Annotated in this window: 12 protein-coding genes and 5 pseudogenes; 8 read left to right on the forward strand and 9 right to left on the reverse strand. The window is 67.3% G+C overall.

Translation table 11 applies throughout. The features are described from left to right. A pseudogene (locus tag ACFUJY_RS34965) lies at positions 1–857 on the forward strand (methyltransferase, FxLD system); the annotation flags it as partial. Further along, a complete protein-coding gene (locus ACFUJY_RS34970) occupies positions 854–1081 on the forward strand; it encodes a hypothetical protein (protein WP_383307202.1) in 228 nt (75 codons plus the stop codon). The pseudogene ACFUJY_RS34965 and the gene ACFUJY_RS34970, both read left to right, overlap by 4 nt. Positions 1082–1214: 133 nt before the next feature. On the opposite strand, the gene ACFUJY_RS34975 is transcribed toward ACFUJY_RS34970, so the two are convergent. The 5 genes and pseudogenes from ACFUJY_RS34975 to ACFUJY_RS34995 all read right to left on the reverse strand — a co-directional run bounded on the left by ACFUJY_RS34975 (position 1215) and on the right by ACFUJY_RS34995 (position 3144). After that, the gene (locus ACFUJY_RS34975; protein WP_383307204.1) at positions 1215–1532 is read right to left on the reverse strand and encodes a hypothetical protein; all 318 of its coding nucleotides are present in this window, start codon (positions 1530–1532) and stop codon (positions 1215–1217) included. After that, positions 1471–1656 (reverse strand): annotated as a pseudogene (locus tag ACFUJY_RS34980) (transposase); the annotation flags it as partial. The gene ACFUJY_RS34975 and the pseudogene ACFUJY_RS34980, both read right to left, overlap by 62 nt. 129 nt (positions 1657–1785) lie before the next feature. After that, a complete protein-coding gene (locus ACFUJY_RS34985; RefSeq protein ID WP_383307206.1) occupies positions 1786–2196 on the reverse strand; it encodes a DUF4260 family protein in 411 nt (136 codons plus the stop codon). Positions 2197–2311: 115 nt separating this feature from the next. Continuing rightward, a pseudogene (locus ACFUJY_RS34990) lies at positions 2312–2542 on the reverse strand (TetR-like C-terminal domain-containing protein); the annotation flags it as partial. Between the two features lie 71 nt (positions 2543–2613). Beyond that, positions 2614–3144, reverse strand: a complete 531-nt coding sequence (locus ACFUJY_RS34995) for a transposase (RefSeq protein WP_383307220.1) — start codon at positions 3142–3144, stop codon at positions 2614–2616. Positions 3145–3246: 102 nt separating this feature from the next. On the opposite strand from ACFUJY_RS34995, the gene ACFUJY_RS35000 reads away from it, so the two are divergent. Next, positions 3247–3606 (forward strand): hypothetical protein, encoded by a 360-nt coding sequence (locus ACFUJY_RS35000; RefSeq protein WP_383307207.1) that lies wholly within the window; start codon positions 3247–3249, stop codon positions 3604–3606. Positions 3607–3752: 146 nt separating this feature from the next. Here ACFUJY_RS35000 and ACFUJY_RS35005 read toward each other — a convergent pair whose 3' ends face one another. Further along, entirely contained in the window at positions 3753–5180 is a 1428-nt protein-coding gene (locus ACFUJY_RS35005) for a pyridoxal phosphate-dependent decarboxylase family protein (protein ID WP_383307209.1), read from the reverse strand. Positions 5181–5396: 216 nt separating this feature from the next. Between ACFUJY_RS35005 and ACFUJY_RS35010 the strand changes: the two genes are divergently transcribed. The 4 genes and pseudogenes from ACFUJY_RS35010 to ACFUJY_RS35025 all read left to right on the forward strand — a co-directional run bounded on the left by ACFUJY_RS35010 (position 5397) and on the right by ACFUJY_RS35025 (position 8906). Further along, a complete protein-coding gene (locus ACFUJY_RS35010) occupies positions 5397–5909 on the forward strand; it encodes an Lrp/AsnC family transcriptional regulator (RefSeq protein WP_383307211.1) in 513 nt (170 codons plus the stop codon). Between the two features lie 187 nt (positions 5910–6096). After that, positions 6097–6528: pseudogene (locus tag ACFUJY_RS35015) on the forward strand (transposase); the annotation flags it as partial. A gap of 1123 nt (positions 6529–7651) precedes the next feature. Then, positions 7652–8050 carry a hypothetical protein gene (locus ACFUJY_RS35020; protein ID WP_383307213.1) on the forward strand — a complete coding sequence of 133 codons (399 nt, stop codon included), beginning with the start codon at positions 7652–7654 and terminating at the stop codon, positions 8048–8050. Between the two features lie 109 nt (positions 8051–8159). Beyond that, a pseudogene (locus ACFUJY_RS35025) lies at positions 8160–8906 on the forward strand (transposase family protein). Between the two features lie 43 nt (positions 8907–8949). Here the strand turns inward: ACFUJY_RS35025 and ACFUJY_RS35030 are convergent. Then, positions 8950–9435, reverse strand: a complete 486-nt coding sequence (locus ACFUJY_RS35030; protein ID WP_383307222.1) for a MerR family transcriptional regulator — start codon at positions 9433–9435, stop codon at positions 8950–8952. A 7-nt stretch (positions 9436–9442) separates the two neighbouring features. Here ACFUJY_RS35030 and ACFUJY_RS35035 point away from each other — a divergent pair, with 7 nt between their 5' ends. Continuing rightward, positions 9443–10225, forward strand: coding sequence for a methyltransferase domain-containing protein (locus ACFUJY_RS35035; RefSeq protein ID WP_383307214.1), 783 nt, complete (start codon positions 9443–9445; stop codon positions 10223–10225). 256 nt (positions 10226–10481) lie between these two features. On the opposite strand, the gene ACFUJY_RS35040 is transcribed toward ACFUJY_RS35035, so the two are convergent. Next, complete coding sequence (locus tag ACFUJY_RS35040; protein WP_383307216.1) at positions 10482–11279, reverse strand: MBL fold metallo-hydrolase; 798 nt, start codon at positions 11277–11279, stop codon at positions 10482–10484. 236 nt (positions 11280–11515) lie between these two features. Further along, positions 11516–11983, reverse strand: a complete 468-nt coding sequence (locus ACFUJY_RS35045) for a hypothetical protein (RefSeq protein ID WP_383307218.1) — start codon at positions 11981–11983, stop codon at positions 11516–11518. Positions 11984–12648 lie beyond the last annotated feature (665 nt).

The following is a 12648-nucleotide window of genomic DNA, read 5'->3' on the forward strand; positions in this document are numbered from 1 at the left end:
CCCCCGCCCACCTCGTACCGCGCGGCGGCTTCGACGCCACCATGATCACCTACAACTGCTGGGACATCGCGCCTGCGTGGGTCGAGCAACTGTCCGACGGAGGGCGCCTCGTGCTGCCGCTCGAGATCGGCGGCTACACACGGTCGGTCACCTTCGAGCGGCGCGGCGAGGTCCTGCACGCCCGTCACTTCACGTACTGCGGCTTCGTCCGCGACCAGGGGCAGCAGGCCCGCCCCGCCCCCGTCGTACCCCTTCTCGACGGGGCGCTCAGCCTCCGCTTCGACGAGGGCGCCCCGGCCGGAACCCACGGCGTGCAGAAGGCCCTGCTCGGTCCCCGGCGCGAGATCGCCACGGGCATCACGATGGGCGCCGGCGCCTACTTCGGATCTCTGCAGCTGTACGCGGCCACCACGCTGCCCGGCTTCTGCCGGCTGCACGCTCACCAGGATCCCGGAGTCATCGTCATCCCGAAGGGCCGTGACGCGCCCGCCGTCCTCGGCGACGGCTCGCTCGCCTACCTGACCCATGTCCAGACCCGGTACGGCGAAGACCCGCAGGGCCGGGCGTGGGAGTGGGTCGTGCACGCCTTCGGTGAACAGGGTCAGCAGCTCGCCGAGCAGCTCTCGGACACGGTCCATGCCTGGGACCGCCACATCCGCGCCGCCGACAACGACGAGCACGCCGATCCCGTCCTGACCGCATACCCGGCAGGCACCCCCAACCATCAGCTGCCCGCCGGGGACGTCCTGGAAAAGGCGTCCTTCCGGCTGGTGTTCCAGTGGTCCGGCCGCGACGGGCGCCTCCCAGCCCCCGCCAGGCCCACCGGCACAGCCACCACGACCACGGGAGCAGCATGATCATCTGGTTGAACAGTGCCTTCGGCAGCGGCAATACAACTCTCGCCGCCGGGCTGTGCCGTGCGCTGCCCGGGGCGACGGTCGCCCACCCGGAGGCCGTCGGCGACCTGCTCCGCGGCACGCGCGCTGGCCACGACCTCAAGCCCCGGGACTACCAGGACCTGCCGCTGTGGGAGCAGCTGACGGCGCCTTCGTCGCGGGCCTGCTCCACCACACGCCTATGACCGCCCTCAACCCCTCCTACGCCGGGGCCGGGGAAAATCTTCGCGCCGTTCCGCGGGGACGACTGCTTCCACCGCCCGGTCGTCCATGCCGAACCGGCGGCACTCGCGGAACGGATCGAGCTGAAAAGCCCTCTCATTCGGCTTCGAGGACATCCGAAATGCGCAGGGCAAGTTGATGCAAGCGCTGGTAGTACCGGCGGCCCGATGGGCTACCGATCTGCGAAATCACCCGCTCCAAGTCTTCGACACAGGTCCGGAGAATGCGCCTGCTCTGCGGATCGAGGGTGCCGCCATTGTTGATCCACATGGAGACGCATCCCGCGGTTCCCGCATCGAGCAGCACCATGTCGATGTCCTCGACCTCGACACCTCGCAGGCTGGCTGGAAACTCAGCATCGCGGTGTTCCTGCCAGAGAAGGGTTGCGTTCTGAATCTGCTCGGATCTGATCATCTGGCCATACTCCTGTGAAGGCCAGGAAGTGGTCAGCCTTGCGCTCGTATCGTCGGTGCAATCGTCGGCAGCCGGCGAGCCAGGCCATGGTGCGTTCGACGGTCCAGCGGTGGCGGCCCAGCCGGATGCGTGTGCAGGAGAACCGACAGCCCCAGCAGACGTCGGCGCAGCACTGTGGAGTAGCGAGAGTTCGGCCGACGTCGTGGAGGGCTTCCGGTGGCACGCCCGACGGCACGGGCTGTTCGGCCGTCGCTCAGCGCTGCCAGCCGTCGGCGGTGCGCAGTCCATAGCCGAGCGCGCGGTCGACGGCAATGTGCAGCAGCCAGGCAAGTCCGAAGGTGAACAGTGCGGTGCCAGGCGGGTCGGGCAGCACAACGCAGACGGCGAGCCACAGGAGGGGCACGACCGGCCGGTGGACGAGGTTGTAGCCCGGCACCCGGCCGCGGGGAAGCTGCCCGGCCCCGTGCGACCCCGACGGTCCGACGAACAGCGTCAGATCAGGAGCGAAGAGGCCCGCGATTCCCAGCGGAATCGTCCCGCCACCATGGTTGACCATTTCCAACACGAGCCAGAACAGCAGAAATGCACCGCACAGCGCCCAGGCGACGCGGACCGGGCCCGAGGCGGAGCTCCGAGAAGCCCTCTCGGCCGTAGGGGAGGTCATATGGTCACTCCTGGCGAGAAGGTGACATGTCTGAGCTCAGCTCCACATGTGGCGGCGGGTACGCAGCCCGCGGTGCGGGCGACGTAGCCGGCCGCGGGTACCTCGGTAAGAGTGGTCATGCCGTGCCTCCCAGGGGCTTGTTCCGAGTTGCCTGGGGCTTGTTCCGGATCGCCTGGGCGAAGGCCTCGCAGCCGGTGCGCCAGGCCACGTCCAGGTCCGCGCCGGGCGGAAAGCGACCGTCGAGTTCAAGCACGACCATGCCGTGGGCGAATGCCCAGAACGAACGCGCAAGGTCAATGTCGCCGTGCACCGCGCGGGCCAACGGCAGCGCCGCCCGGTCTTCGAGCGGCGCGCAGCTCGTAGCGGATGCGCAGACGCTTGAACTGGCGCAGCCACGCGAACGTGCGCTCTACCACCTCACGTGTCGTGCCCAGGCCGGCGCCACGTGAGGCGCCACGTCGGGCGATCTCGGGGACGATACCCCGGGACCCACAGGAGTCGGCAGCGCTTGCGGATGCCGTAGCCACGGTCGACGCACAGACACTTCGACTTGTGGCGGAGACGGCCACAGCAGCCGCGGATGCGCGGAATCGCATCCAGCAGAGGGATGAGCTGGGTGACGTCGCACCGGTTGCCGCCGGTCAGCGAGGCGGCGAGTGGTGTGCTGTGACGGTCGACTATCAGCCGTCCATGTCCAGCAAGTCGGCACGTCGAGCGCGACGAGCAGCGCCTCATGCAGGCGGGCCCGCACACCCCAGCCTCGGTACAGTCCGGCAGCCGCCGCCAGCAGGTGACCCCGGAGCAGCCGATCCGTTCGGCAGGGACGCCCTCCCACGAGACGCCCTTGCCCAGGACATACACGATGCCAGCCGACGCAGTGCGGTCGTCGACCGGCTTCCGTCCGGGAAACCGGTGCCACCGCGGTGTCTGGGACGGGATCAGCGGGATATCCGCTCCTACAGATCAGCGGGCACAAGATCACTGTTCACGCCGGAAGCGTGCCAGAACAATGCAGTTGAGGCGGGACGACCGGCCCGGCACACTCGCCCGATGAGCCACGGCACACCATCTGGCAGCTGGGATGAACCCTGGTACCGCGTCCACACCGAGCACTTCGAAGCCGCGTTCCTGCCGGACGCCGACGAAGACCTCGACGCGGTGACCGACATTGACGTCGAGGTGCATCTGCGGGACGGATCTCGGTGGAGCGCAACCATATGCACGGCAGGTCACGTGGAAACGCTGATGAAGCGATGGGCGGCGAGCGGCGAGGCTCTGGGAGGACGTTACTTCTGGTGCTCAGACGGGCTCATTGTCCGCGACGCCGGCATCAGCAACATGATTCAGGTTCTCACCGGCCTGGTCGAGAACGGCGAGTTCACGCAGATCCTGCAACGCCCTGAGGACTGACCCGTTCAGCCCGCTCCTCTCATTCCGAAACGATCAGTAAGTAGAGGAAGCCTTTTGGCGGCGCCAAGAACGACGCCCCACGACCTGAACCGCCAAAGGCAAATTTCTATATCCGGGCCGGTCACCGTCAGCCCTCCCCCCGTTACCTAATGGCGCTGCCTCTCAGGAGCGGGGGCAGCAGCGGAGCCTCCTGCCCCCACAGCCGCCTCGGCAGTGATGATGTCGAGTGCCTCGGCGATGCGGTCGTGGTGGGTGCGGTGGGAGACCACGCAGACACGCAGGGTGTAGCGGCCGTCGATGACGGTGCTGGAGAGCACGATGCGCTGGTGGCTGTTGATCCGCTCCAGCAGACGGCGGCTCGCCTCATCGGCCCGCTCGGCGGCGGCCCGGCTGCTGTCGTCGGGGCGGACGCGGAAGATCACGGTGGACAGGTCCGGGCGCTGGGGTACCTCCAGCTCCGCGGTGCGGGAGAGTGTGCGGTGGACGTGTTCGGCCAGGTCGAGCTTCTCGTCCAGAGCCTCGCGGAAGGCATCCACCCCGTGCAGCTGCAGGGGAAGCCAGGCCCGCAGGCCGCGAATCTCGTGGGTCAGCTCGGGGCCGAGGTGACCGGAGTCTGGGACGCTCCCCGCTCCCATGTCCTGAAGGTAGCTGCCCGTGCCGTCGTGCGCGGCATGCAGGGCGGCAAGGTCGCGGACGACCAGGGCGCCCGTGCCGAACGGCATGAACAGGGTCTTGTGCGGGTCCAGCGTGATCGAGTCGGCCTCCTCGATGCCGGCGAGGCGCTCCGTGCCGCGTGCGGTGAGCCGGAAAAAGCCTCCGTAGGCCGCGTCGATGTGGAACCACACGTCCTCCCTGCGGGCCAGGTCGGCCAGCTGGGGCAGAGGGTCGATGGTGCCGGAATCGGTGGTGCCGGCGGTGGCCACCAGCAGGAACGGCCGCAGTCCGGCGTCCCGGTCGGCGCGGACCATCGTCGCGGCGGCCTGGGGGTCCATCCGCAGGTCGTGGGTGTGCGGGACGATACGGATGTGGTTGGCGCGGATTCCGGCGAGGCGGGCGGCCTTGGCGACGGAGTGGTGGGCGAAGGCGGTGGTGTAGACGGTGCCGTCGGCGAGATCCTCACCGAGTCTGTCGTGGCGGGCGGCGACCGTCGCGGAGAAGGTGGCCATCGAGCCGCCGCTGGTCAACAGTCCGCCACTGCCCTCCGGCAGGCCGCACACCACACGCGCCATCCAGCGGATCACGCTCTCTTCCAACGCCGCAAAGGCCGGGGCGACCGTTGCCAGGCCGCCGTCACGGTTGACGGCACGGTTGTAGAACTCGGCGAGCGCAGCCGAGTACAGCCCGCTGCCCGGGATGTACGCCAGGTGGCCGGGCCCGGCCGTCTCAGTAGCGCAGTCGGCGGCCTCGTCCAGGCGCGCGAGCAGAGCCTTCAGGTCACCGCCCCGTGCAGGCGGCGGCATCAGGAAGGACTCCACGAGCTCGGCCTCAGCCCGCGGCGACAGAGGGCTGGTCGCGGGGCGTGCCGGGAGGCTCTCGGTGCGATCGATGACACAGTCCAGGACGAGACGGCCCATTTCCGCCATCGTGGCGCGGTCGGGTTCCAGAGGAAAAGGGTGCATGAGGCAGTCCGATGGCATGAGAGCGGGCAGGAAGTCCGCAGGACCGGCTCGACGGCCCCACGGAGTGTGACCAGCATGCACCGCCGCGCCCGGCATGCGATGGCACAGAGAGAGCCTGCGCGGCGCTGCGGTGCATGATTATTCGCCAGTACGGCCAGTACGCTGCATTTCATGCCACGCCCCATGTACGACCGTATCGACCGCGCGATCCTGGACCACCTTCAGCGTCACGGACGCACCCCCAACGTCGACCTCGCCGAGGCCGTACACCTGTCACCCTCGTCCTGCCTGCGCCGCACCAAGGCACTGGAGGAGGACGGGGTCCTGGCCGGCTACCGCGCCGATCTGGACCGCGAGCACCTCGGCCTCGGGCTGACGGTGTTCCTCTCCCTCAAGGTCGAACACTCCCGGACCACCTCCCAAGTGGTCGAACAGGCACTGAAGACGATCGACCATGTGGTCGCCTGCCACGTGGTCTCCGGCGACGCCGACTTCTTCGTCGAGCTCGCCGTGCCCGACCTGCGCACCTTCGAGAAGGTGCTCACCGACCAGATCCTGGCCATCGGCCCCGTGCGCGACGCCCGCAGCACCTTCTGCATCCGTACCGTCATCGACCGCGGCCCGCACCCACTCAGCTCCTGGCCCACCCCGCGTGCACGACCGGACAACCCCGCTTCGCCTTGAAGGATTACGCGATCCCCTGGCCCGAGATGAAGCAGCAAAGCCGAGCGTCTGGTTCCGGACAGGCTTGTGCGAGTTGTTCCAGCGGGTGGTCCCCAATGCCCCCGGGCGTCCGCAGGGCGGCGGGCGAGGCCGGCATGGGATCGGCACGCGCTCGCGGCGATCGTGTTCGCAGCCACCTACCTAGAGATCAAAGATCCACTTGAATACCGAGCGAACTGGTCTGCCCGTCTCCATCGAGATCTCCGCCGCGCGCAGGAACGACAGCCACAGCCTGGGACCCCTCGTGTGCGGCATTCCGCCCATCCGCTCGCGCCGCGGACCGCGTGAGCGCCGCCCCGCAAAACTGCATGCCGACACGGGGTACGACTACGCCCCTCTGCGACGGTGGCTGCGCTCGCGGCACACCACACCGAGCATCGCCCGTACGGGCATCGAGTCCTCCCAGCGACTGCGGCGCCACCGCTGAACGTGGAGCGCACGGTGGCGTGGGTCGCCGAGGGCCGGGAGCTGTCGCCTGCATCGCCGCTACGCGCGAACGCCGCGCACCTCCCGGCCTTCACGCGTGCCCTTCGCCGGCATGACCGCGACCCTGAGCTGCTATCGACGACTGGCGGCCTGACCACGACGGCTGCGGTCTGTCGCAGAGCCCTGATCGCATGACGCATGGGTCGCGCTCTTGCTGATCGCCCAGAACTGGCGGGACTCACCTGATATGCCAACAGACCTGAAGACCGGGGTGGTGAGGCCATCACTCTGATGGGCGGTGGCAACGGGTGAACCGTTACCAGCCGAACTCTCGTCAGGTCACGACTGCTGGTGTCCAGCTGTGCCGGGTCCGGCAGCGGCTTCAGCGGGTGCGTGTCGTAGTAGCCGGGTCGAGCCAGGAGGACTGGGCTGAGGTAGTAGCCCTGTTCGTCATCGGGTTCGTCCTCCGCTTCGAAGGGCGCCAGAAGCTGAGAACAAGGTCGGGTGCGATGAGGGAGCCGGGTCGTCCTTGGCCTCGGTGATTACGGCGAGCCCTCGCAACAGGGTGACTACCTCGACAGCGGGCAGGCCGAAGACGTCGATGCCGCCGAACCGGACGGTGTCCTGGCCGCTTGCGGGCCGGCCCGGCTCGGGGGCTTCGAGCTCGCCTCGCGAGCGATGGATGCCGATCATCAGCTGTTCGGCCGGAAAGCGAACCTGCCCAACTGGTCTGATTCCGAGGCCGCTGAAGGTTCGCGGAACGAGTCGAGTGCGTGGTCTGCTACCTCGCGCGGCATACCGATGACCAGGGCACCGAGACCAGTGGGCGGCGTGAGTTCGCATTCCATGCGTGAATAAGCCCTTTCCAACCTCAGGCTGCAGCGCGCTGAACGATAAGAGCTGCCTGGCCATCGTGGTGATGAGGAGCCACCAGCCGAAGTGAGCAAGACCCGGTCCGCTGCCCGCACTTTCGAACCCCTCTTGCATCTCGCACCCTTCGTCACCACGGTCACCCAGGGTGGGTTCCGGAATACTCGATCGGCCCCCGCAGGGGGGCTCGTGGTGCCCCTCGCAACGCGCCTTGCAAGAATCTTCCTGCATGCATGTTTCGATCTGGGGTGGGTTCGTTGGTCTGGTTCGCGGAGAGGTTCCTTTGGGACGGGGAGCGTCCGGAGTGGACATGGGTCCCATCGAGGTCTGTGGGGCCCATACGGTTCGGCCAGAGCAAGGAGGAAGTCTCAGCCGCTCTGGGCGAGCCCATCACGGGATGGGGTGAGATGTACGCGCGTTGGTATCCCTTCGACGGCGTTGGCATCGACACGTACTACGACCAGGACTCCCAGACCTTGGCAGCCGTAGCTGTCGACGCCTGCCGGGGCCCCCAGGTCAGTCTCGATGGCACTCCTCTGGTTGGCCGGCTGCCCTCGGAACTTGAACCCTGGCTCGAGGAGACGGCGTCAACGCTTGAGGATCCGACCCTGCCCGATTACGTCGACGGCCTGCGCTTCGGGCCTCGCGGGGAGCCGTATCTCCTCAGCCTTGGCTTGATCCTGCGCTGCCAGCAGAACGGTGACCACACCCGCTGTCGGCCAGTGTTCCTCGCTCCTCATTGGGCCATGCGAGGCCAGGAATGGATCGAAGACTTGATTCCTGACAGAGAGTGGCTGACATATTGAACGCCTTTGCTGCGGGTGGTTGGTCCGGCATCCCCCGAAGGCGGGTATGAAGAAAGCTCCTGGTAGGCGGGTTCACGGCCAAGATCACGAGTCCGCCAGGGGCCTTCGCCTGTTTGCCTCCCCGTCCGGCATCGATCTGTCCAGCCGTACCCTGCATCACCTCTCCGGTCTCCTCGCAGGTCACCGCCGCCGGATCGACTCCGGGGCGTCGGCTGACCCGTGGCCGGCGGGCCCTGCTCGTTCTGGCCCATATGCGCTGCGGCGACACCCACGCCCGCCTCGCGGCAGGTTTCCGCGTCGGCATCGCGACGGCTTATCGATACATGTGTGAGGCCGTCGGCCTTACGGCCGCACGGGCGCCCACGCTGGAGCAGGCCACGTCGACCGTTCGGAAGAAGGTGAACGCGATCCTCGACGGCACAGTGCTGCCGATCGACCGCATCGCTGCCGACCAGCCGTACTGCTCCGGGAAAAAGGAGCACCATGGGCTGAGCTTGCTGGTCCTCACCGAGATCCAGCTGGCCGACTGATCTGGGCCCTCAAACGCGCTGCCCGGAACTGTGCACGATCTGACCGCAGCCCCCGACCCACGACATTCCCGCGGCCCTGATCTCCGGAAACATCAAGTGCTGGGCGGACAAGGCCTATCAGGGTGCAGGGCCTGCTGTCCGCGTCCCGTTCCGGGGCAAGAATCTGCAGGGCTGGTGCCAGCTAACAACCGCGATCATGCCAAGAGCCGCAGCCTTGGCGAACGCGCCATAGCCACCCTGGCGACTTCCTGCGAAAGCTGCGCTGCAACACCGTTCGAAGCACCGCCGTCGTCCATGCCGTCCTCACCCTCGAACTTGCCACCTGATCAGGATCAAAAGGCTCATTGCCCGGCTCGACGCCTGCCCGGCTCAATCGTCCCGAGAAGTAGGCGGGTGTCCACCTCGTGCCCGCCCGTGGGCCGGCGCTCGGGGGCCGATCCGCTCGGCGATGAACCACTGGTAGTTCGGGCATTGGGTGACGTTCTCGTGCGCGCAGTTCAGGCCGCCCTCGATGAGCTCCAATGAGACCTGGGCCGCGGCGATTCTTGATCGGAGCACCTCGGCTTCGTCACGCAGAACCTTGTGCCGGGTGGCGCGGTCGACAGTGGCGGACAGGCTCCTGATGGTGTCCAGGCCGAGGCCGGCCTCCTTGTAAAGGAGGATCACCGCCACGCGGGTGAGGTCGTCCGCACCGTAGCGGCGGCGCCCGCCCGCGTCCCGTCCGGGTTGCAGCAGGCCCATCGCCTCCCAATGCCGCAGGACGTGCGTAGCCAGGCCGAACCGTGCCGCAAGGGCACCGATACTCATCGCGTCGCCGTCTTCGCTTGACTTCATGCCGACATTAAGTCGCAGCATGACGTCCATGTCCAAGAATCAGGAAGCGGTGGCAGAGCACCGCGACACCCAGGCCCTGCTGGCCGTTCTCGATGCTGCGGACCAGATGCCGAGCGCCGCCCGGCTGCGAGCCCGCTCCTACGAACTGCTGTCTCTCGTTCCGGGCTCAACCGTCGTCGACGTCGGCTGCGGCGCCGGACGTGCCGTCGCCGAGCTGGCCGAACGCGGCGTCCACGCGGTGGGCGTGGACCCCGATCCGCGGATGCTGGCCGCAGCCCGGGAACGATGGTCGGCGGCAGAATTCCGGGAAGCGGGGGCGGACGATCTGCCGTTCGCCGACGGAAGCGTGCGCGGCTACCGCGCCGACAAGGTCTTCCACGTACTTCGGGAACCAGGGCGCGCGGTGGCGGAAGCACGGCGCGTCCTTGCCCCGGGCGGCAGTATCGTCCTGGTCGGGCAGGACTGGGACGCCATCATGATCGACTCGGACGACGCGGAGCTCACCCGCACGATCGTGCACGCCCGCGCCGACCTCCTGGGGACGCCCCGCGCCGGTCGCCAGTACCGCAGCCTGCTGCTGGACGGCGGCTTCGACGACGTCACTGTCGAGGTGCATACCAGCGTGTTCACCGGCTCCGCGATGCTGCCGTTGCTCACCAGGCTCGCCGAGCCGGCCTGCGCGAGCGGCGCCGTCTCCAGGGATCAGGCTGAGGAGTGGCTCGCCGAGCAGCGTCGACGCGCCGAGGACGACCGCCTTCTCATCGCCCTTCCGTTCTTCGTGGCCGCCGCCTCCGCCACTGGCAGGCCCTGAACCACTTCTCAGGGCGCCGCAGCGCAATGACGGTCGCAGGTCGGCCAGGGCAGCGGTGTGCGTGGCGGTGCGGGGCCGGCTAGCACGCGAAGCTCCTGGCAACACGTGATCTTGGTCGAGAACCCGTCTACCAGGAGCTTCGTCGTTGCGCAGGGCGGTCCAACTCGCTTTCAGCGCCACCGGCTGAGAAGAGGCTCACTGACAGAGGCGTCTTGTGGCGAAAGCAGCTCTCTGGTCAGGCGTCCCTTGGCGTGCTTCACCGGGCGAGGTTTCGGGCCTGCCCTTCGTGAATGCCGCTTGCCCACTCCCAGCCGGGTTTGGGCGATACGACCCGTGGGTCGCTGGACACCCGGGCGTCGCGTAGGTCCTCCACGTACGCTCGATCCAGTTCGATCCTTACGCGTACCTCCTCATCCCTGGCGACGGACCCATGTCCGGGGATAAGGACATCGACGTCGTCCGCTACGCCCTCAAGCAGCCCCAGCCCGACGAGGTAGTCCTCAATCGGGTGATCGGTGTCATCGAGCATGGGAACGAAGACGTCGGAGAGCATGTCGCCGGCGATGAGAACTCGACGTTCTTCGATCAACAGGGCGGCATGGCCCGGAGCATGTGCCGGATGCTCGATGATCCGCACCTTGGGGCCGTCCCAGGGAAGCTGCGCGGTTGCAGCAGGCAGACCAGTGATGAGGCCGTACAGGTCGAGCGGTGTGTCCCCGGCGATTTCCGGCGGCAGCCCGTCGGTGACGCCAGCCTTCCAGTCCGCGTGCGACAACACATCCCGCATGAAGTCCGCGCAGCGGGCCGTGCCGTAGCGAGGCGCTTCGCCGAGTTCTGCGTGCCAGAGCACGTGGTCCCAATCGGGATGCGTCGAGAACCCTGCCGCCACGGGCCGGCCCAGCTCTCGAAGGTCGTTCGCCAGGCAGATCATTTCAGCACCGGTGATCCCGGCGTCGACGAGTAGCACGCCGTCCCTGCCCTGCACGACAACAGTGTTGTTCTCGAGCAACTCACTCTGGTGGATCAGCACACCCTCGGCAACTTGCTTCAGCATGGGTCCCTCCCCGTTTGATGTCCGCACCCTGCCAGAGGGGCTGGCGCACATCAACGCAACAGGACGGAGGCACGTGATGGCGACTCTGCGGCAAGGAGGCTTCTGCAGGACCAACCCGCGTCAGCTGAGGATCCGGAGATGACACTTCAGGTGGGAAGAGGCTCAGTGTCTCCCCAGCCAGTGACAACGCTTCTTCGGGCTGCAAAGCAACAGGCGATCACCTGAGCTGCGCAGCCCTAGATATGGGCTCGGATCTGCTTCACCGGGTGGCCCAGTCGATCCCCTAGAGTCCTCAGTTCGCCCTCGCTGAACCAGGAGCGTTCAGGGTTCCAAATGGCGATCTCGAACCGGGCGAAACCGCAGGGCCAGTCGTAATCCAGCGCGTCAAGAGTAGTTGATCCTCCACAGCACGGGACCTCGATCGCGAGCGTGGTGAACCCGTCGTCGCAGTGAGCCTCGAGGAGGTCGCCCCACCACTCCGTGTCGATGGCCGCCTGACACAAGGGGCAACCGATCCTCTCCAAGTTCGCCCCGCAGTCGACGACCGTCACCACGTCGTGCCACGTCGCCTCGATCTCCACGCCCCCGCCCCCCATCACCCCAGGGGCCAGGTCCTCGACGAGCGCGACGACGTGGTCGACCGCATCGCGGTCCGGCTGCCACTGCGGATCACTCGGAATGATCGACAGAACATCATCGCTCATGGCTTCCTCGCCTCGTCAGACCGCTGACCACCCAACTTCACGACGAGATGCTATCGATCAAACGTTCCAGCACTGCACGGTTCTGGACCTGCCGCAACCCACCCACATCCGCTCTTGTGCCTCCCCTACGCAGCCAGTGCGGGCGAGTGCGGCGCCGGAGGGCGCCCACTACCTGTGGCCGGCCCTGTGGAACAGCCTGTCCGACCGCCCGGAGGTTCCAGACCAGTCGCGGTACGAATTGTTGATCACTTTGCGTACGGGAAGCCTCGTGGTCGAGCCCGCTGAACGTGCTTCCCGACGACTTCACCCCGCTGCCGCGGGTGACCTCACGCGAAGAAGGCATGCGGGTCAGCCAGCTCCTCGACGTTCCCCTTCGGTCAGGGAACGGCTGCTCCGGGAAGGCGGGGGGCTGGGGTCAGCTGTGACAGGCGTCGCCAGCAGATGAGTGCGCATCCCAGAATGAGGAAGGCTTTGTGGACGTCGTCACTCATTTACCAGCGGATCCCCAGGCGGCGGAACGAGTGCAGGTGAGCGAAGGGGCGCTCGACAACCCAGCATTGGACGCCTAGGTGTTCTGTCCCGGGAGGTTGTGGACGGGTGAGGCAGGTCTCGGCTGTGGGTTCTTGAATGGGTGAGGGCCTTCCGGGTTCGGTGTGGATTGCGAC

Source organism: Streptomyces sp. NPDC057249 (genome assembly GCF_042669245.1).
Classification (GTDB): Bacteria; Actinomycetota; Actinomycetes; order Streptomycetales; family Streptomycetaceae; genus Streptomyces.